Annotated in this window: 23 protein-coding genes and 1 pseudogene; 17 read left to right on the forward strand and 7 right to left on the reverse strand. The window is 41.8% G+C overall.

Features of this window, described 5'->3' with window-relative positions:
* Positions 1-182: pseudogene (locus tag UYI_RS32180) on the reverse strand (hypothetical protein); the annotation flags it as partial.
* 156 nt (positions 183-338) lie between these two features.
* Entirely contained in the window at positions 339-1,913 is a 1,575-nt protein-coding gene (locus UYI_RS0107780) for a phytoene desaturase family protein (protein WP_016866112.1), read from the reverse strand.
* 41 nt (positions 1,914-1,954) lie between these two features.
* Here UYI_RS0107780 and UYI_RS36625 point away from each other — a divergent pair, with 41 nt between their 5' ends.
* The 14 genes from UYI_RS36625 (at position 1,955) to UYI_RS38785 (ending at position 12,061) form a co-directional block, all read left to right on the forward strand.
* On the forward strand, positions 1,955-2,116 hold the full coding sequence (locus tag UYI_RS36625) for a hypothetical protein (protein ID WP_157226311.1): 162 nt from the start codon (positions 1,955-1,957) through the stop codon (positions 2,114-2,116).
* Positions 2,113-2,901, forward strand: a complete 789-nt coding sequence (locus UYI_RS0107790) for an ABC transporter ATP-binding protein (RefSeq protein WP_016866114.1) — start codon at positions 2,113-2,115, stop codon at positions 2,899-2,901. Before UYI_RS36625 ends, UYI_RS0107790 begins: the two co-directional genes overlap by 4 nt.
* Positions 2,902-2,914: 13 nt before the next feature.
* Positions 2,915-3,076 (forward strand): hypothetical protein, encoded by a 162-nt coding sequence (locus tag UYI_RS36630; RefSeq protein ID WP_157226312.1) that lies wholly within the window; start codon positions 2,915-2,917, stop codon positions 3,074-3,076.
* A 31-nt stretch (positions 3,077-3,107) separates the two neighbouring features.
* Positions 3,108-4,532 (forward strand): MlaD family protein, encoded by a 1,425-nt coding sequence (locus tag UYI_RS0107795; protein ID WP_016866115.1) that lies wholly within the window; start codon positions 3,108-3,110, stop codon positions 4,530-4,532.
* Positions 4,533-4,614: 82 nt separating this feature from the next.
* The gene (locus UYI_RS0107800; protein WP_016866116.1) at positions 4,615-4,878 is read left to right on the forward strand and encodes a hypothetical protein; all 264 of its coding nucleotides are present in this window, start codon (positions 4,615-4,617) and stop codon (positions 4,876-4,878) included.
* A gap of 330 nt (positions 4,879-5,208) precedes the next feature.
* Positions 5,209-6,297, forward strand: a complete 1,089-nt coding sequence (locus UYI_RS0107805; protein WP_016866117.1) for a glycosyltransferase family 9 protein — start codon at positions 5,209-5,211, stop codon at positions 6,295-6,297.
* Positions 6,287-6,802, forward strand: coding sequence for a glycosyltransferase family 9 protein (locus tag UYI_RS32185; protein ID WP_016866118.1), 516 nt, complete (start codon positions 6,287-6,289; stop codon positions 6,800-6,802). The genes UYI_RS0107805 and UYI_RS32185 overlap by 11 nt, the downstream gene beginning before the upstream one ends.
* A 71-nt stretch (positions 6,803-6,873) precedes the next feature.
* Complete coding sequence (locus tag UYI_RS0107815; RefSeq protein WP_016866119.1) at positions 6,874-7,836, forward strand: glycosyltransferase; 963 nt, start codon at positions 6,874-6,876, stop codon at positions 7,834-7,836.
* 31 nt (positions 7,837-7,867) lie between these two features.
* The gene (locus tag UYI_RS38770) at positions 7,868-8,809 is read left to right on the forward strand and encodes a glycosyltransferase (protein WP_268742128.1); all 942 of its coding nucleotides are present in this window, start codon (positions 7,868-7,870) and stop codon (positions 8,807-8,809) included.
* Complete coding sequence (locus UYI_RS39575) at positions 8,802-9,950, forward strand: glycosyltransferase (RefSeq protein WP_268742129.1); 1,149 nt, start codon at positions 8,802-8,804, stop codon at positions 9,948-9,950. Before UYI_RS38770 ends, UYI_RS39575 begins: the two co-directional genes overlap by 8 nt.
* 67 nt (positions 9,951-10,017) lie before the next feature.
* Positions 10,018-10,743 (forward strand): SDR family oxidoreductase, encoded by a 726-nt coding sequence (locus UYI_RS0107825; protein ID WP_016866121.1) that lies wholly within the window; start codon positions 10,018-10,020, stop codon positions 10,741-10,743.
* Between the two features lie 61 nt (positions 10,744-10,804).
* Positions 10,805-10,951, forward strand: a complete 147-nt coding sequence (locus UYI_RS36635; protein WP_157226313.1) for a hypothetical protein — start codon at positions 10,805-10,807, stop codon at positions 10,949-10,951.
* Positions 10,952-11,011: 60 nt separating this feature from the next.
* Positions 11,012-11,632, forward strand: a complete 621-nt coding sequence (locus UYI_RS38780; RefSeq protein ID WP_016866122.1) for a glycosyltransferase family 9 protein — start codon at positions 11,012-11,014, stop codon at positions 11,630-11,632.
* 42 nt (positions 11,633-11,674) lie between these two features.
* Positions 11,675-12,061, forward strand: a complete 387-nt coding sequence (locus UYI_RS38785) for a glycosyltransferase family 9 protein (RefSeq protein WP_016866123.1) — start codon at positions 11,675-11,677, stop codon at positions 12,059-12,061.
* A 119-nt stretch (positions 12,062-12,180) separates the two neighbouring features.
* Here the strand turns inward: UYI_RS38785 and UYI_RS0107835 are convergent, their stop codons facing one another.
* The 4 genes from UYI_RS0107835 to UYI_RS0107850 all read right to left on the reverse strand — a co-directional run bounded on the left by UYI_RS0107835 (position 12,181) and on the right by UYI_RS0107850 (position 16,163).
* Entirely contained in the window at positions 12,181-12,921 is a 741-nt protein-coding gene (locus tag UYI_RS0107835; RefSeq protein ID WP_016866124.1) for an amino acid ABC transporter ATP-binding protein, read from the reverse strand.
* A 112-nt stretch (positions 12,922-13,033) separates the two neighbouring features.
* Complete coding sequence (locus UYI_RS0107840) at positions 13,034-14,053, reverse strand: amino acid ABC transporter permease (protein ID WP_016866125.1); 1,020 nt, start codon at positions 14,051-14,053, stop codon at positions 13,034-13,036.
* Between the two features lie 4 nt (positions 14,054-14,057).
* Positions 14,058-14,975: an amino acid ABC transporter permease gene (locus UYI_RS0107845; protein WP_016866126.1), complete on the reverse strand. Its 918-nt coding sequence runs from the start codon at positions 14,973-14,975 to the stop codon at positions 14,058-14,060.
* Between the two features lie 138 nt (positions 14,976-15,113).
* The gene (locus tag UYI_RS0107850) at positions 15,114-16,163 is read right to left on the reverse strand and encodes an amino acid ABC transporter substrate-binding protein (protein ID WP_016866127.1); all 1,050 of its coding nucleotides are present in this window, start codon (positions 16,161-16,163) and stop codon (positions 15,114-15,116) included.
* Between the two features lie 393 nt (positions 16,164-16,556).
* Between UYI_RS0107850 and UYI_RS34105 the strand changes: the two genes are divergently transcribed.
* A complete protein-coding gene (locus UYI_RS34105; protein WP_016866128.1) occupies positions 16,557-17,321 on the forward strand; it encodes an HMA2 domain-containing protein in 765 nt (254 codons plus the stop codon).
* Between the two features lie 8 nt (positions 17,322-17,329).
* Here UYI_RS34105 and UYI_RS0107860 read toward each other — a convergent pair whose 3' ends face one another.
* Positions 17,330-17,602 (reverse strand): hypothetical protein, encoded by a 273-nt coding sequence (locus UYI_RS0107860; protein ID WP_016866129.1) that lies wholly within the window; start codon positions 17,600-17,602, stop codon positions 17,330-17,332.
* A gap of 135 nt (positions 17,603-17,737) precedes the next feature.
* Here UYI_RS0107860 and UYI_RS0107865 point away from each other — a divergent pair, with 135 nt between their 5' ends.
* Together UYI_RS0107865 and UYI_RS0107870 are read left to right on the forward strand one after the other, a co-directional pair.
* A complete protein-coding gene (locus UYI_RS0107865; protein ID WP_016866130.1) occupies positions 17,738-18,361 on the forward strand; it encodes a DUF4126 domain-containing protein in 624 nt (207 codons plus the stop codon).
* Positions 18,362-18,862: 501 nt separating this feature from the next.
* A complete protein-coding gene (locus UYI_RS0107870; RefSeq protein WP_016866131.1) occupies positions 18,863-20,029 on the forward strand; it encodes a glycosyltransferase in 1,167 nt (388 codons plus the stop codon).
* The last annotated feature ends 9 nt before the right edge of the window (positions 20,030-20,038 follow it).

Here is a 20,038-nt window from a genome sequence, read left to right on the forward strand (position 1 = left end):
ACTACTCTCGCCAAATCATCTTTTTGAGTACTAGCAGACCGAAACTTTTTCGCCCGAATTAAAGCAATACTGTTTTGATCTAGTTTGGCATCACTTGTATAAAGTCGGGCGATGCGATTCCAAGTTGCTTGATCAGTAATTTCTGAAGGATTGTTTTGTCCTGGCTGGAGTGTGTTCAGCATGGGGCTTTCCACTCTCATTTTAGTTACTGCCAGTGACCCTGCAACAGTAGCATTGGGAGGTTCACTAGAATTACTGGGAAAAGTAACATTCTAATGTTTGTCACAAATGTTTCAATGATTTCTATGGATGAAACAATTTTTGTGATGAACGTTCATTTAGTAAGTGCGTAGGCCCAACAATTCCTGCATTTGCTTTACTCCCACCAACGTATTCGCGCACAAAATCCCAGACGCCGCTACCGCAGGAACACCAATTCCTGGCATAGTGCTATCACCAACGCGATACAAACCCTGGATGGGTGTGTGGGTTCCTGGAAACATGCCCTTACCTGCTGCGATCGCAGGGCCGTAGGTTCCCTGGTATCTTCGTAAATAATAAGCATGAGTTAGGGGTGTACCAATCAGTTCTAACACCACATGCTGTCTGATATCCGGGATTATTTTCTCTAAGGCACGGTATAAAGTTTCTGCTTTCTGCCGTTTCTTCTGTTCATACCCATCATTGCGTTCCCATCCCAGGTAGGGTTCTAGGGTGTAAGCGTGGACTACATGATGTCCTTGGGGCGCTAGTTTTGTATCCCAGACGCTGGGAATTGATACCATACAAGTATTCCCTGGTGTGGTGATATCTTGATCTGCGTTGTGAACTACTACGTGATGTCCTGTTAAATTTTCTAAACCATCAGCACGGATACCTAAGTGTAAATGCATAAAACTATCTACAGTTGGTGTAGCCAAAGCTGCTTGGCGAAAAGATGCAGGTAAATCATCAGGATGCAGTAGCTGAGTATAGGTATCCCAAATACTGGCATTAGAAATTACTATAGGCGCTTTCAGAATAGAAGACTCCGATAAATCAAGACTGCTCCCTTGTCCCCCTTGTCCTTTTACCCCAATTCGCGATCGCAACCGTACACCTACAACTTTCCCTGATTCCACCAAAATTTGCTCGACATGACACCCCAGCAGCAACTTACCACCCCAGCGTTCTAATCCCCGCACTAAGGCGTTAACAATTCCTCCACTGCCACCCACAGGGTACTCAACGCCAGCACGAGAGCGTTCACCTAACATAAAAGCTACTTCGGGAGCAATTGTCCCGTGTGCTTTTAAACCCGATAATAAAAAGCATTCTAGGTCAATCAACCGTCTTACCCAAGGGTCTTTGACAGTAGCATCCATGACATTACCTAGAGAAGCCTGGACAAGGGGTAAATTAGGTAACATCTTTAATAAAGAGGGTAAATAACGCCCCAGCAGCACAGTGAGTAATTGCCAATCTGCTCTCAGTGCCAGGGTGGGAATACCTTTCATGGCATCATATAAAGGTAACAGACGCCGTTCAAACTGTTCTAATTCCCTGGCACCAACAGGAGTAATTTTAGCTACTTCTTCACGATAGCGATCGCCATCACTGTAAACTGCCAAAGTTCCTTCAGGAAAATGGTAATGTCCTAATGGATCATAGCGAACAGCTGCAACAGATTCACCGATTACGTCCAGAACTTGTTTGAGGGGATTTAAACTCTGAATATCAGTCAAACCACAATAAAATGAAGGCCCAGAATCAAATTCAAATCCCCGACGTCTGAAATTATGAGCTGCACCACCAGCAATTGTGTGACTTTCGCAGACAATTACACGTTTGCCATAACGCGCCAATAAAGCCGCAGCACACAACCCACCAATACCGCTACCGATGACGATGACATCATATTTGTCTTTTGTCATTTGTCCTTTGTCATGTGTCATTTGTTTAATACTAATAACTAATGACCAACAACCAACAACCAACCATCAACAATCAACAACCAACCATCAACCAACAACCAACAACCAACAACCAACAACCAACCATCAACAATCAACAACCAACCATCAACAACCAACAACCAACAACCAACCATCAACAACCAATGACCATTGACCAATGACCAATGACGAACCATTAATTGAATTAAAAGGTGTTTCCAAGTCCTTTGGTGACAATAAGGTTTTAGATAACATAGATTTGAGGATTTATCGGGGAGAAGCATTAGGGATAATAGGGCCTAGTGGTACTGGTAAATCAACAATTTTACGTGTGATTGCAGGTTTAATTGCTCCTGATACTGGAGAAATTATTGTGCAAGGTGTGCGCCGAGAAGGATTGATAGAGGATGGCGCTGATCCGGTTGGCATTGGTATGGTGTTTCAGCAGGCGGCATTATTTGATTCACTGACAGTTGATGAAAATGTCGGGTTCTTTCTCTATCAGCACTCAAACCTGTCGCGATCGCGAGTTCGCGAGTTAGTTGAGGAAAAATTAGAGATGGTGGGTTTGCCAGGAATAGCTGATCGCTATCCTGCGGAACTATCTGGAGGGATGCGAAAACGGGTAAGTTTTGCGCGTGCAATTATGTCTAATCCCGAAAATACCAAAGAAGGGCCAGAGGTTTTACTATACGATGAACCTACTGCTGGACTCGACCCCATCGCCTCAACAGTGATCGAAGATTTAATTCGACAATTGCGATTTACACAAGGAGTCTGTAGCACCTACGCAATTGTGACTCACCAAGAGAGTACCATCCGTCGCACAGCTGATAGGCTAGTATTTCTGTATCAGGGTAAAGTACAGTGGCAAGGTACAGTTGGTGAACTAGACCATACAGATAATCCTTTAATTAGGCAATTTATGAGTGGTAGTATATCTGGGCCAATTCAAGTCGCAGGATGAGGGAGATGGGGAGATGGGGAACTCACCGGACCCCACGACCGACAGGGAGTGGGGATTAGGGGCAGTGGGGAGATGGGGAGGTGTGGGGAGTGTGGGGAGTGGTAAATCATTAACCAACAACAACCAACAATCAACAATCAACAACCAGCCACCAACAAACCACAACCTAATCTAAAATCTAAAAATCTAAGACGGAGGATAAAAAAATGCGATCGCGCACATTTCGAGAAGGTTCTGTGGGTTTACTACTCCTCTTGGGAGTGGGTGTGTTTGGAATGATTATCCTCTGGTTAACAAGATTTACGGCTGCTGCAAGTTCATATAAAGCTTTTGTGGAATTCGCCAATGCTGGCGGGATGCAAAAAGGAGCAATAGTTCGCTTTCGCGGCGTCAAAGTCGGCAATATTGCTGCAATCCGACCAGGGCCAAATAATGTAGAAGTAGAAATCGAAATTGCCAATCCTAACCTAATTATTCCCCGTGATGTCAAGGTAGAAGCGAATCAATCGGGTCTGATTAGCGAAAGTATTATTGACATTACACCTAAATCACCATTACCGAATAGTGTAGATGTTGCTAAACCATTAGACAGACATTGCGATCCAAGTCTCATCGTTTGTAATGGTTCACGCTTAAAAGGTCAAATTGGTATCAGTTTGGATGAGTTAATTCGTAGCAGTACTGTTTTTGCTAATCTTTATACTCAGCCTCAAATCTACGATAATCTCAACAATACATTAGCAAACGCCTCTAAAGCAGCAGCTCAAGTCGTTATTCTCAGCCGTGATCTTTCCAATTTGACTAAAACTACGCAAAAGCAATTAAGTGGTTTGTCAACTGCCACAATTTCAGTCGCAAATGCAGCAGATCAAATCAGTGCATCTACTGCGAAAACAAGTAATCAATTTAGTAATACAGCGAATGCTTTTAGTGCCACAGCAAAGGATCTCAGCCTGACAGCAAATCAAGCAAGCCAACTGATTAAAAATTTGGATACCTTGCTAACCAGTAATCGCTCTTCTTTGGTTGGCACTTTAAATAATATTACAGCAACCACCACTGAACTCAGAACTACAGTTAGTAGTTTATCACCTACTCTCAATCGCTTAACCCAAGGAGAATTAATCCAAAACCTAGAAACCCTCTCCGCCAATGCTGCACAAGCTTCAGCTAATTTGCGGGATGCCAGCCAAGCACTCAACAATCCCAATAACTTGCTGGTGTTACAACAAACCCTAGATTCTGCCAGGGTAACATTTGAAAACGCCCAGAAAATCACATCAGATTTAGACGAATTGACTGGAGATCCAAATTTTCGAGAAAATGTTAGGCAGTTGGTAAATGGTCTAGGTAAATTGCTGTCTTCCACTCAACAAATAGAGCAACAAATTGAAGTTGCATCTACACTCAATGCAGTCAAAACAGCAGTGAAAAATCCCAACGCCACAACATTAATAACAAACAATCAATCACAGTTGAAGTTTAATATTCCATCTACAACTTTGAAAAGTGAAACTCAAGAAATTCAACCAACAGCTATTGAATTTACTACCTCGCCATCCCAAGAAAAACTATTGCAGAAATTACGTGAGTACGGAAAACAACAGCAGCAAGAAGAAGTAGGAAAATAGAACTTGATGTGATTCTCGTTACCAGGTTGAACATGCAATATTAGAGAAAATACCATACCCTTGTTCTCCAGCCTGTGCAATTATGTCAAATCACTTTGATCACGGCCATGCGTTACTAATTGGAGTTGGTAGAACTGCCGAACCAGAATATTCATTGCCTGTTACAGTCAAAGATGTGCAAGCACTGAAGGCAGTGTTAATCGACCCAAATTTGTGTGCCTATTTGGATGACGCAGAACATATTCGCCTATTGCAGAATGAGCAAACGACGCGTAGCGGAATATTAGCTGGACTCGCGTGGTTAAAGGAAAAGGCTGCTGCTAATCCAGAAGCAACATCTGATTGAGGCATTGCAAGGAGATGCTAATCAACCAGGCGATCGCACAGTTATGCTTTCAAATCTAATAGATTATCAGTGCATCTTTGTGTTTTTGTGCCTTGGTGGTTCCAAAGTCAATTTTTTAACCACTAAGACACTAAGAAAAATACATTACACTGCACTTTGTGCGTCTACAAACTTTTCGCAAAATCCAAAATCCAAAATCTAAAATTGGATGAGTTGTGCATTTGCACAATTGCTATGAGTGAAAAGAAAAAATATTTTAGTCAAATGCCCAATGAACTAAGGCTTAGAAGTAAGTAATTTTAAGAGAGTTGCCCTTGAAGATAAAGATGCATGTCACACCAACTTCAATCTCTAAAGCAACTGTCTATTTCTCGGATCGCTATTGTGCGCGCCCTCCCTGGATTAGGTGATTTACTTTGTACTGTACCAGCCTTTAGGGCGCTCAGAGCAGCTTTTCCCCAAGCCCAAATTACCTTAATTGGTCTACCTTGGGCGCATTCTTTTGTAGAACGTTTCAGCCATTATCTCAATGAGTTCTTGGAATTTCCTGGCTACCCAGGAATTCCGGAAGTACCACCTTCAGTCCACAAATTACCAGAGTTTTTGCTAAAAGCTCAAGAGCAACATTTTGATTTGGTGTTGCAAATGCATGGTAACGGCATTGTTAGCAATTCCTTTACTACCTTACTTGGCGCTCGTATTCACGCTGGTTTTTATCTTCCCGAACATTATTGCCCCGATCCAGACTACTTTTTACCTTACCCAGACAACGAACCAGAAATATGGCGTCACCTGCGCTTAATGGAATTTTTAGGGATACCACTCCAGTGGGATGAACTAGAATTTCCGTTGCGGGATGAAGATTTTGCAGCTTTGCCACACCTACCTGATAAATATGTCTGCATTCATCCTGGTGCTAGTCTGCCAGAGAAACGCTGGTCTTTAAAAAGCTTTGCCGCTGTTGCTGATGCGATCGCAGCTCGTGGATTCCAAGTTGTGCTTACTGGTACAGCATCAGAAGCAAATTTAACCCAGGCATTAACGGCAATGATGCGTTTCCAGCCGATTGATTTGGCTGGAAAGACTAGTCTAGGGACAATGGCAGCCCTTTTAAGTAAAGCTAGTCTACTAGTTTGCAACGATACTGGTGTATCCCATTTAGCTGCGGCTTTACGAGTCAAGAGCGTTGTCATTTTTACAAATGCATCACTGCATCGATGGGCACCTTTAAACCGTGAGATTCACCGTTCTCTCAGTCCTAGTTTCATACACTTCCCAGATGTCGAAGAATCATTTGTAAGTTCTACAAGCAAATCCTTTGATACAAAATTTGGTGGTTTTTATTTTCCGGTAACGCCAGCAATGGTAATGACTCAGGTAGAAGACCTACTGTTGAAGGAAACTTCCAATGTTACCTGAGACTTGGGAAAATGCCCGGCAAGTTTTGGCAATTCAAGTAGGTAGTCAGCAAGATTTAATACTGACTATCCCTGCATTGCAAAAACTGCGCTACTTATTCTCAGATGCTGTCATTACTTTAATGGTTTCCCCAAGCGCTAAACAATTAGGTTCCCATAAGCGTTGGATAGATGATGTATTGGTTTATGAAGGTGGTGAAAGTAAGTTTAAAAATAATGAGTGTGAATTGGCTTTCATATCAAAACTGCGCCAATATGCTTTTGATGTCTGCGTAATTTTTACAAATCCCGGAGAATCACCATATACACTTGCTTACATTTGCTATTTGGCAGGAATCCCAATTCGTATTGGTCAGTCACAAGAGTTTGGTGGTAGTGTTCTCTCCCATTGTGTAAAGCCGATCAGGACACAGGGAGATACGGACAGTATTTTTGATATCTCTACGTCAGACCTGTATGACCCTATAGGCTATCATCTCTTTTTACTGGAATCTGCATTTAAGTAACCTTTATTTTATGCAACGCCAAAAATTGAGAATTAAAAATTCAAAGGATGCTTTATTGTTAACACTTCATTATGCAACCATTACGTATCTTGACCTGGCACATCCACGGCAGCTATCTTTACTATTTAACCCAGAGCCAGCATCATTTTTATTTGCCTGTGAAATCAGGACGACCTGAGGGTTATGGTGGTCGTTTAGGTAGTTTTCCCTGGTCAGATAACGTTTATGATGTTCCAGCGTCTGAAGTTAAAAATCTCAAATTTGACTGTATTTTGTTTCAGTCAAAACGCAATTATTTAGAAGACCAGTATGAGATTCTCTCAGATTCACAGCGACGACTTCCCCGAATTTACTTAGAACATGATCCCCCGCGAGAACATCCAACGGACACTCGCCACTTTGTAGATGACCCGAATATTTTACTGGTTCATGTTACCCATTTTAACCAGTTGATGTGGAATAGCGATCGCACTCCAACTCGGGTTATTGAACATGGTGTGATCGTGCCAGAAAATGTTCGCTACACGGGTGAGTTAGAAAAGGGACTGGTAGTAGTAAATGGTTTGCGATCGCGTGGTCGTCGTCTAGGTGCGGACATATTTGCCCATGTCCGCCAACACATTCCTCTATATTTGGTAGGTATGGGTTCAGAAGAACTGGGTGGAATTGGCGAAATACCGCACCACCAACTACCAGCATTTGCCTCACGTTACCGCTTTTTCTTCAATCCGATCCGCTACACCAGCTTAGGACTAGCTGTATGCGAAGCCATGATGCTGGGTTTACCAATCATCGGACTGGCAACTACAGAAATGGTGACGGTAGTGGAAAACGGAGTTTCTGGCTATGTAGATACAGATTTAGAAAAGTTGATTTTCAGAATGCGCCAACTTTTAAACAACCAAACCCACGCCCAAAATCTCAGTAAAGGTGCAATACAAACAGCACAAAAACGCTTTCACATCCAACGCTTTATGGATGAGTGGGACAAAACATTTAAATCAGTTATTGGTATGAATTTCGTTCACCAATGATAAATAACTAATGACCAATGACAAATGACCAATGACAAAATTCATTGCTTTAATTAGCGAACACGCTTCACCGCTTGGCACTTTTGGTGGTGTAGATAGCGGGGGTCAAAATGTGTATGTAGGACAGCTAGCTAAACATTTGGCTGGTTTTGGCTATAAAGTTGATATTTTTACTAGACGCGATAGTCAGGAATTGCCAGAAATCATTCAATGGATAGATGACGTTCGCATTATCAATGTCCCCGCAGGCCCTCCTAAATATGTGCGGAAAGAAGACATGCTGCCATACATGGAGGAATTTACAGCCTATGTTTTAAAGTTTTGTCAAAACCCTCTTGGGAAGGCTGAAGGGATAGACACTTTTTCTGTGCCAAAATACGACTTAATTCACGCTAATTTCTGGATGTCAGCAATGGTAGCGGCCCAAATTAAGCGAAGCTTAAATATACCTTTTGTTGTCACTTTTCATGCGCTTGGCCGTGTGCGTCGCTTTTGGCAAGGTGATGCTGATGAATTCCCCGATGAACGCTTTACCATAGAAGACCAAATTGTCGCAGAAGCTGACCATATCATTGCTGAATGTCCCCAAGATCAGCAGGACTTGTTGTATCTTTACAATGCTAAGCCAGAGAAAATTACAATTGTTCCCTGTGGCTTTGACACGGCCGAATTTTGGCAAGTGGAAAAAACAACAGCCCGTCAGATGCTGGGTTTGCAGCCTGATCAACACTTAATCCTCCAGTTGGGGCGCTTAGTACCGCGTAAAGGCGTTGATACGGTAATTCGCGCTTTTGGATATTTGCTCAGGCAGTATCATATCCACACAAAACTATTGATTGTTGGCGGTGAATCAGAAGAACCAGATCCCCGCCTCACACCTGAAATCAGTCGTTTGCAAGCGATCGCTTGCGAAGAAGGTGTGGAGTCACACATAACTTTCTTTTACCGGACGCCGTCGTCGAGAGTTGCTTAAGTATTATTACAGTGCTGCTGATGTATTTATTACAACGCCATTATATGAACCATTTGGAATTACGCCCATAGAGGCAATGGCTTGTGGAACACCTGTGATTGGTTCAAATGTTGGTGGCATTAAGTTTACAGTCAAAGACGGTGAAACTGGCTATCTTGTACCAGCAAATGACCCTGATGCCATTGCCGAACGAATTGCCTACCTCTACAAAAATCCTCAAGTACTCCATGACTTGGGACAGCAAGCAATACAACGCGCCCATCAAATGTTTACTTGGAAACATGTAGCCGTTGCTGTTGCTACTCTCTATGAAAAAGTTCTGGATACAATACAATACAAGCAGTGGGTTGAGAACAGACGAGAGGATGTACTCTGGCAAAAAGTACCTCAATACCTTCAACCCCAGAGATTATCCCTAAACCACGCTTCTACCCCTCACAGGTATCACCTTTCAACAATCTCCCCACCCCCCTCTCTCCCCACCCTCATTGACAAAAACTTTGTGGCTGCGATCGCAGCAATGGAGAAATCCCGCCAAACTTTGACACCCACAATTATTGAGGCGGTAAAAGCAATTAGCACCTGTTTTGCTTTGGGTGGCAAGGTACTTGTTTGCGGCAATGGCGGTAGTGCTGCGGATGCTCAACACTTTGCCGCAGAATTTGTTGGTAAATTTCGCTGCTCTTACAGAGCGGGACTACCCGTAATTGCACTGACAGCAGACTCATCTTTTTTGAGTGCGTGGGCAAATGATGTCGGATACGATTACGTCTTTTCTCGCCAAGTAGAAACTTTTGCCCAACCAGGAGATTTATTACTGGGCATTAGTACCAGTGGGCGATCGCGCAATTTGATTGAAGCTTTCAAAACAGCACGTCAAGCCAACATTCACTCTATCGCCTTACTAGGTGGTGATGGTGGGGAATTGCGATCGCTAGCAGATTTAGCAGTAGTTGTCCCGGCAACAGATACCCAACGCATCCAAGAAGTACAACACCTCATACTGCATATTTTTTGTGAATTGGTTGAAGAGGAATTAGAAGCAGGCAGAAGGCAGGAGGCAGAGGGCAGAAGGCAGGAGGCAGAGGGCAGAAGGCAGGAGGCAGAGGGCAGAAGGCAGGAGGCAGAAGAAATATATTAGTTTCCCACTCATGATTATTTTTTGACAGGTGTGATACGTAACTAATTACAACAAAGGAAAAACAACTATGGAAGAACTTAAAAACAAAGTAGTATTTGTGACTGGAGGTGGACGCGGATTAGGTGAAGCCGTTTGTCACACATTAGCCTCAGCTGGTGCTAGCGTTGTGGTTGCAGATATTCGAGAAGAATTAGCGCAAAAAGTGGCTGGCGAAATTCAAACTAATGGTTTACAAGCCATGCCATTAGTAATAGATGTTACCGATGAGGCGCAAGCAGAAACTGCTATCTACAAGATTACTTCTCAGTATGGGCGTTTGGATGCCCTCATCAATAATGCCGGAACAGATGTAACCCTTTCCATTGAAGAACTTGCAATCCCAGATTGGGACAGAATTATTCCAGTGAACCTCCGCGCACCTTTTATCTTATCCAAGTTCGTCTTACCTGTGATGAAAGAACAGGGTAGTGGTCACATTATTAACATAGCTTCTACAGCTGCCAAGCGTGCTTGGCCAAATGCTGCTGCTTACCATGCCAGCAAATGGGGACTTTTGGGCTTTAGTCACGCTCTGCATGTAGAAGCACGTCCCTATAATATCAAAGTTACAGCCCTAGTTGCCGGTGGAATGCAAACACCATTTTTGCTAGATAGATTTCCAGACATTGATGTTAGCAAGTTACAAGACCCGAAAAACGTCGCTGCCACTATTAGATTTTTACTATCCACACCAGAAGGAACAGTGATCCCCGAAATGATGGTATTGCCAATGGGTGAAAGTTCTTGGCCCTAGTGGGGAGATGGGGTGTGAGGGGTGGTAAACAACTAACCACTAACTACTGTACAGACGTGCCATGGCACGTCTGGTACAACAACCAACAATCAACAACCAACCCTACCCTTACCTTAAGCCACTACGTGTCTACGGGTTCGCCAGTCCCCCTACCCTTACCTTAAGCCACTACCTGCGGAAGCCGCTTCGCGTCTACGTGTCTACGTGACGGGAACCGCCTTTTTGGGGGGCTGGACTCACCACTAACTACTAAAACTAACTACTAAAAATGCACAATATCCTAGTAATGCGCCTTGATAATATTGGCGATGTAATTATGACTAGTCCAGCGTTACGGGCGATTAAGGAAAATTTGCCTAACTGTCGTTTGACGTTGATGGCAAGTCCAGGTGGGGCGCAGGCGGCGGCATTGTTGCCTTGGGTGGATGAAGTTTTACCGTGGCGAGTACTATGGCAAGATTTGGGGAAGTTAGATTTCAACCCAGAACGAGAATGGGAATTAGTAAAGATTTTACAAGCTGGTGAGTTTGATGCGGCAATTATTTTTACCAGTTTTAGTCAGAGTCCTCATCCAGCAGCTTTTGTATGTTATTTAGCTGGCATACCTTCACGATGGGGAGAGTCTAAGGAATTAGGTAATGGTGTATTGACACTGGAAGTTCCAGCCGCACCAGATGAAATTCATCAAGTTGAGAGAAATTTACGATTGATAGAGGCTGGTGGTTTTGAAGTAAGCGATCGCAGTCTTTGTATTCAAATTCCCGAAACTGCCCAAAAAGAAGCCTTAAGTTTATTATTGGGAAGTAATCAAGATGACAATTGCCAATTTCCCCCGTATTTCTTACTTAACCCTTGGACAAGCTGTCAATCACGCAATTATGATTCCTAGAGATTTGCGATCACTACTCGTCAGCTAGCAGAAGCTATACAAATGCCTGTAGTTGTGACAGGTGTAGAAAAAGACCGCCACAAGAGCGCATCTTTATTATTAATTTTAGGCAACTATGCCATTGATCTCATCGGCAAAACAACTCTCCCCCAACTCGCAGCACTAATCGCCAACGCCAAACTAGTACTAACTAATAACACTTCAACAATGCATATAGCTGATGCTACCCGCACACCTACTGTAGTAATGTTTGCCGGGACTGAACTTGAGTCACAATGGCAACCGCGCAATGGTTATTCTCGTTTGCTTCGTCGTCCAACTCAGTGTAGTCCATGCTACGCCTTTACCTGTCCCTACAATTTGGAATGTCTCGATATTCCACCAGAGGAAGTAGTAGCTGCTGTCTTGAAAATGGGTGTGGGGGTGTAATACCAATTCACCAAAAGAATGCGACAGATAGGCCATCTTGTAGAGACGCGATTCATCGCGTCTTTATCCAAGGATGTGTTGCAATCATTAATTGAATTGGGATTAATCCCCATTCTCTGTTAAAGAATCTGGGATAAAAACTTGCGGGTACGTTCCTGCTGGGGATTTTTAAAAAACTCTGAGGGTGTGGCTACTTCTACAATTACACCTCCATCCATGAGAATAACTCGGTCAGCTACCTCTCTGGCAAACCCAACTTCGTGAGTGACAACTACCATCGTCATTCCATCCGCAGCAAGAGTCTTGATGACATCCAATACTTCACGTACCATCTCTGGATCGAGGGCAGAGGTTGGTTCATCGAACAGCATAACTTTGGGTTGCATTGCCAAAGCACGGGCGATCGCTACCCGTTGCTGCTGTCCTCCCGAAAGTTGTCCTGGGTATTTGTGTGCTTGTTCCAAGATTCCCACTCGTTCTAATAACTGCATCGCTGCTTCTTCAGCTTTGATGCGCGATCGCTTACGTACCCAAATTGGCGCTAAAGTAATATTCTGTAGCACTGTCAAATGCGGAAATAAGTTGAACTGCTGAAACACCATCCCTACTTCCCGCCGAATTGCTTCGATGTTACGTAAATCATCTGTTAAAGCAATTCCATCTATTTCTATGCGTCCTTTTTGATATTCTTCTAAGGCATTAAAAGTGCGAATAAAAGTCGATTTGCCGGAACCGGAAGGGCCCATAATCACCACTACTTCCCCCCGGTTTACTGTCAGGCTGACACCCTGCAAAACGTGAAATTTGCTGTACCACTTATGTACATCTTGGGCTACAATAATCGGCTCTTTTATATTCATTTTTTCTATAAGTAGGTGGACACAATTAAATAGTAAGATGCTGAAAATTTAAACTTTCTTTGTAAAGCGTTTTTGCCTTCTGACTTCTGCCTCCAGCATAGCTGCCTTCTTTTCACCTTTTCCCAATTCCCAACTGCTTTTCTAATCGTCTAGAAGCTAAGGACATTGCATAACAAAATACCCAATAAAGCAAGCCAACAAATAAATAAACTTCAGCATAACGGTTCAGAAACTGTGGTTGCGCCAAAATTGAACGGGAAATACCGGTTAATTCTAATAATCCCACAATTGATAATAAGGAAGTATCTTTAAACAAACCGATAAATTGTCCGACTAAAGCCGGAATCACTGCTCGTAAAGCTTGCGGCAAAATAATAAGTAACATCATCAAGGGAGTATTTAATGCCAAGGCTTTTGCTGCTTCATATTGACCATGAGGAATTGATTGTAGTCCTCCACGCACATTTTCTGCTAAATAGGCAGCACTAAAAAGAGTTAAACCCGCAATACCTCTGATCACTCTATCTAAGCGAAATTCTATTGGTAAAAATAACGGTAGCATTACCTGAGCTAAAAATAAAATGCCAATCAGTGGTAATCCGCGCACAATTTCGATATAAAGAATAGAAAAATTTTTGATAACAAATAATTTACTCTGACGCCCCAATGCTAAGAGAACACCCAAAGGAAAGGAAAGCACTATACTGATGACAGCAGTGACGAGAGTCAGTAGTAAGCCATTCCATAAATTAGTATCTACAGGTTGTAATCCTAAATCACCCCCAATTAACCACAAAACGACTGGAAAAGATAGCGCCCATGCTAGGGGTAAAAAAGTATTAAAACGACTGGAAAGACGCTGTGTAAAAATTGCCCATGATACCACAGAAAGACTCACAATAATAGCCAGCACTAACCATAGTCGCCAGTAAAGTTCCCCAGGATAACGTCCGACTAAAAATAAAGATAAATTAGCTTGAATTACTGACCATTGGGCTTGGTTAAATATCCAGTTAAAAATATTTGTAATTGTCGAAATTAGCAGCCAAATACAAACTACAGTCAAAAGACTGTTGTACCAGTTATTAAAAAGATTCTTTTTCATCCATTTACGAATATTTTGATTTGGCATCTGCTTATCTTTCCTCCAGCTGCACAGTCTGGTTCAACAAATTCATCATGAATGAAATAACTAAACTTATGGTTAAATAGGTAATCATAATTAGCAGCATCACCTCTACAGCCCTACCAGTTTGATTAAAAGTAGTAGAAGCCACAAAGTAAATATCAGGATAACCAATCGCTATAGCTAAACTTGAGTTTTTGGCTAAATTCAGATATTGACTTGTTAATGGTGGAATAATTAGCCGTAAAGCCTGGGGAAAAATCACTAAACGCAATACTAATCCTGATTTAAAACCCAATGCTTTTGCAGCTTCCCATTGTCCTTTTGGAACTGATAAAATCCCAGCTCTAATAATTTCGGCAATAAAAGCTCCAGTATACAAAGTTAACCCAAGAGCTAATGTTGATAATTCGGGAGAAAATTGCATACCAAAAGGCAAAATAATTCCCCGATTAGTAATTTTAATTAATCCTAAAAAGGAAATTGTGTTTTCTGTTTTTGGTAAACTTAAAAATATCGCAAAATACCAGAAAAATAACTGTAGTAGTAAGGGTGTGTTACGTAGAATTTCCACATAAATTAAAGCTAGTTGCCTTACTAACCAATTATCGGATAGCCGTGCTATTCCTACAGTAATACCCACAATTGTAGCGAAGATAATCCCGAAAACTATCACCCGGAGAGAGTTGAGCAGACCTACTAATAAAGCACGACGATAGGGGTCAGAAGCCTGATAAGCAACAGGAGTTTCACTAATATCAAAGGATGCTTGGGAATTGAGAAAATCAAATCCCAATTGAATACCTAGTCGCAGTAAATTATCTGTCAGGTTTATCCATAACTGTAGTGCGATCGCAACTGCGATAAAAACAGCACCCAGTTGGATGACAATACCCCAAAATTTACGGTTGTACCAAATAGGAGTCATTTGATTTTGGATTTTGGATTTTGGATGTTGGATTGGGGATTGGGGAACTCACCAGTCCCCTGGTGGGGATTAGGGGCAACGGGGATTGGTTAGTATATTATTCTCCCTACTCCCCTTTCCCTGTTCCCTGTTCATAAATTACCGAAATGGCGGAGCGTAAAGAATTCCACCTTGATTCCAAAGTTTATTTAGTCCTCTATCTAGTTTTAACTCTGAATTTTTACCTAAATTACGCTCGTAAATTTCACCATAATTTCCCACATGTTTAATAATTCTGGCAACAAAATCATTGGAAAGACCTGCTCCTTTTCCTAAATCTCCTTCTGTTCCTAAAAGTCGTTTGACTTCTGGATTGCTACTATTGGTTAATTGATTAACATTTTGTGAATTTACACCTAATTCTTCTGCATTAATCAAACCATACACAGTCCATTTAACGACATCGAACCATTTAGAATCGCCATTGGCGACGGCGGGTGTTAAAGGCTCTTTGGAAAGTACTAAATCCAAAACTACATGATCATCAGGTTTTGCGAAGGTGCTACGCCGAGAAACTAGCTGGGAACGGTCGGAGGTGATAGCTTCACAGCGACCTTGCTCATAAGTTGCGTAGGTAGTATTTACATCCTCAAATACTAATGGTTTGTACGTAATTCCTTTTTGCCGCATTTGGTCGCTGAGGTTCTGTTCATTCGTGGTTCCGGTTTGGGTACAGATGGATTTGTCTTTAAGATCCTCTAGCTTTTTAATGTTGCTATTTTTACGTACCATAATGCCTTGACCGTCATAAAACACCACTGGTGCAAATTCTAAACCGACAGAGGTATCACGGCTGATAGTCCAGCTGGTGTTACGGCTGAGGATATCTACTTCGCCTGTTTGCACGGCGGTAAAGCGTTCTTTGGCGTTTAAATTACGAAATTCGACTTTTTTCGGATCATCAAAGATAGCAGCTGCGATCGCTCGACAAATATCTACATCTAATCCTGCATATTCACCATTGGCTTTGACATAGCTAAATCCTGGCAATTGTCCACTGACTCCACAAATCAGTTTGCCACGATTTTTGATTGTATCTAAGCGGCTATTACTTCCTGCTGATCTACTACTACAAGCACTCATTGACAAAATTAAGGGAAGAGTTGCCAATAGCAATAAACTCCATTTATACCATTTACGCATCAACATTGATTTTGTAATCTCCTTCAATTACAGTTATCAGCTATCAGTTATCATGGTTCACTGTTCACTGATTTAATAGTCTGACGTATTTTGCTCAACAAACAGCACTTGATTTCTATCCCCACCCATGAAAAGATTCTTGATAATAGCTAAACACTAATTATCTATCGATTTAACGTATTTTATTGAAATAGTAGTATATTGATTGGTGAGGTAAACACAATTCCACATCTAAATCTTGCGATCGCATATGCTAATAATGGTCACATCCAAATTAGCTGTGGAAGGTTTCAGATGGTACGCTGGGGTGTACTAGTTTTCACTCTCAAGGGTGATCTTGCAATACTTAACCCAAACTATAGTTAACTTATAATTAACCTTTATTTAGCTTTCTCGTAAATGGCAAGCACTGTCAGTATTGGGGAAGATACAGACGCTAAGTTGAAAACGCCTCCTAATTTAATCTCTGAGTGTAAGCAAAGCGAAGATCACTCTCAGTCAAAAAAAACAACTATATCAGAGTTAGCTGGGTGGAAATCAGTTAGCTATTGGAAAGAGCAGGGAATTAATTTCATTGCCATCCTTGCAAGTCTATTAGTGACAAGAATGCTAGGCATCAAAGGCTGGGCAGCAATATTATTCTACCTAATTACAGTTGATCCAACTTTGAAGGTAACTGAGCCAAGAGAAAGCACAAAGCAGGAAAATCTTAGCAAGGGGAAGACAAATTCAGTAGGATCTCAAAAAATTGTCTACAGTATAGTTCATGCAATTCCAGGACGAGTCAGGTTTAACGTGCCTCGGATTGCCCAAGATTTGAAATATGCACAATGGCTTGAGAAATTGTTCGCAACTGATGCCTACGTAACAAATGTCCGCGTTAATCGTGATGCTGCATCAATTGTGATCAATTATAAAACTAACGTCATGTCAGATTCCCAGATATATGAGCATCTCGCTACTTTGATTGAGTCTACAGGCGATGCATTAGTAGAGACATTAACGGTGACATTAATCTTCCCCGCTTGCTCTTTAGAAGTACGACAGACTTCTATTTCATCACAAAGTTGCTGTCTGCTCAAAAGTAAATCTGGAAAAGTACTCAAAGGCGGTGCATTGGTAGCAAGGAATAATAAACTTCACCGCATTGGTGTATTAATTTAACTGTTAAGTTAAGATTCTTTCGGTTGATGCCATAGCATTAAATTCAACTTAGAGCAGTAGCAATCCCCTCCACTAATTTCTGGCTCGTGGCTAGCTATCCAATCATAGATTTGTGCAGCTCGTGAATTAGCCACCTGTTGTGAACGATAAAGCCGAGGACTAGGACAGAAAGCTTCGCCATTGATATGTATAGCTGCAATCTGCCAATAATCGCTGCCTTCACCCTCTGGTAGAACTTCTAAAAACCCGTTACTGTATGGCGAGATTATTCCTAAATTCATGTGCGAGTCAAAACCTAAAGACTGATGAAGGTTTGAGCGCTATTTGTTACTGTTAACTCTGAGTCGCCGTTGAGTAAACATCATCACTAGGAACGCAAAAGTAATTAAATTTAGCTTGAGCAGCAGGAGGATAATTTGAATCCTACTATTGACATAAATTCTTTATTCAATCTAGATACACTGATTGAATTTCTATTGGGGATTAGTTTGAGCGCGGCAGCTGGCTTTAGAGTATTTGTACCACTATTAGTATTGAGTGCGGCTTCGGTATTTGGACATTTTGATTTGCCACCAGACTTTGATTGGTTGGAAACACCTCAAGCCTTTATTGTATTCACAGCTGCTTGTTTGCTGGAAATTATTGGATACTACATTCCTTGGCTAGATCATCTGCTAGATACTGTTGCCACGCCTGCTGCATTTATTGCTGGGACAATTGTAGCAGCATCGGTTGCCCCGGAAATGAATCCCTTGGTGCAATGGACGTTAGCTTTAATCGCAGGTGGTGGCAGTGCAGGGTTAACCAAGGTATTAATGAATATCTTACGGATCACCTCTACAGGCGTCTCAGGCGGATTAACTAATCCAGTTGTGTCAACCATTGAGTTGGTGATTGCAATTGCACTATCTGTATTAGCGATCGCTTTACCAGTGGTAGCAGGAACTATCGTCATTGGTTTTCTAATATTTGCTGTTCAAAGCATCTGGAAGTTCTTCAAAAGAAAACCATCTTCCCAGCCTAATGAAAACGTCATTTAGAACTACTGAGAACTGTGATTGCTATCACAATGCTGCTTAATTTAAATTCCCATCTTGCGGGTGAGCCTTTGCGAAATTGGCATAGCTAATATCAAAGAGCCATAGGGCAGATTATCCTCTGCCTTTAGCCCCCAATTCCTTTGGAGGGGGCTTTTATTTTTGCTATTTTCTGAATTTGGGTCTAATACCATTTCTCCAAAAAATAACTACAAATGTTCTTAGTTTGTAGTCAGTACTTAAGTACTGGCTACGATCCATATGTTGTAAAGACGTGCCATGGCACGTCTTTACACTTTTAAGAATTGTTAGAAGTTAAGTAATATCACTTATGTAAATCATTTGTATATAAACTTATCAAAAAGTAGTTATGAAGAAAATTTTTGTGAGCGGTCTTTGACTATCGCAACTATATAGGTAATACCCCAATTACCCATTACCGATATGGGCGGACATAATATAAATTAATCCTGTTATTTATTAGTAATAACAACATTAACAAAAATGCTAACTTCTCAAATTCAAGAAAATTTAGATTTAAGTCAATCAATACATTACCCTATTAATCACGTCTTCGTATTTTTGGAAATTTTTTCCTGTGAAGGTGGGATTCAATCTTATGTCAAGGATATTTTTCAAGCCTATTTGGCATTAACAAAACCAATACATGCAGATATATTTATATTACGTGATGCCTCTGGTTGCACAAATCCTTTTGCATCTGAACGTTGCCAGTTTCATTATTTTAAATCTTCGTCTCCCCAATTAGGACGAGCAAAAATAACGATCGCATTACTCACTCACCTTATCCGCCGCCGACCCCAGCATGTTTTTTGTGGTCATATCAAGCTAGCGCCTTTGGTAGGAATGCTGTGTCAATTTCTGGGAATTCCTTATACTGTAATCACTTATGGTAAAGAAGTTTGGCAACCATTACCAAAGTCGATGCAATCTAGCCTGCAAAAAGCAGCACAAGTTTGGACAATCAGCCGCTACACTCGTGAAGTTGCCTGTAGTGCCAATCATCTTAATCCTGATCGCGTCAAAATTTTACCCTGTGCTGTGGATGGCGATCGCCTCACGCCTGGAGACAAACCAGCTAATCTAATAGAACGCTATAGTTTACAAGGAGCGAAAGTATTAATGACTGTAGCGCGGTTGTGGTCTGGTGATATTTACAAAGGTGTAGATATTACAATTCAAGCCTTACCACATATTGCTCAAGTTTTCCCACAAGTGAAATATTTAGTAATAGGTCGTGGTGATGATCAACCCCGTCTGGCCAAGTTAGCACAAGATTTGGGAGTGAGCGATCGCGTTGTGTTTGCTGGTTTTGTACCCACAGAAGAACTCGTGGAACACTACCGCCTAGCTGATGCCTACATTATGCCTTCTCAAGAAGGGTTTGGTATTGTCTATTTAGAAGCAATGGCCTGTGGTGTACCCGTGCTATCTGGTGATGCTGATGGTTCAGCCGAACCATTGCAGGATGGTAAACTCGGATGGCGAGTCCCACACCGCGATCCTGATGCTGTGGCTGCGGCTTGTATTGAAATCCTCAAAGGCGAAGATCAACGTTGTAATGGTGAGTGGTTGCGAGAAATGGCGATCGCTAATTTTGGTATGGAAGCCTTTCAAAAGCGGTTACAACAGGAATTTTTGGCTTGTTAATGATTTGTT

The sequence above is a fragment of the Fischerella muscicola PCC 7414 genome (assembly GCF_000317205.1).
GTDB classification, from domain to species: Bacteria; Cyanobacteriota; Cyanobacteriia; order Cyanobacteriales; family Nostocaceae; genus Fischerella; species Fischerella muscicola.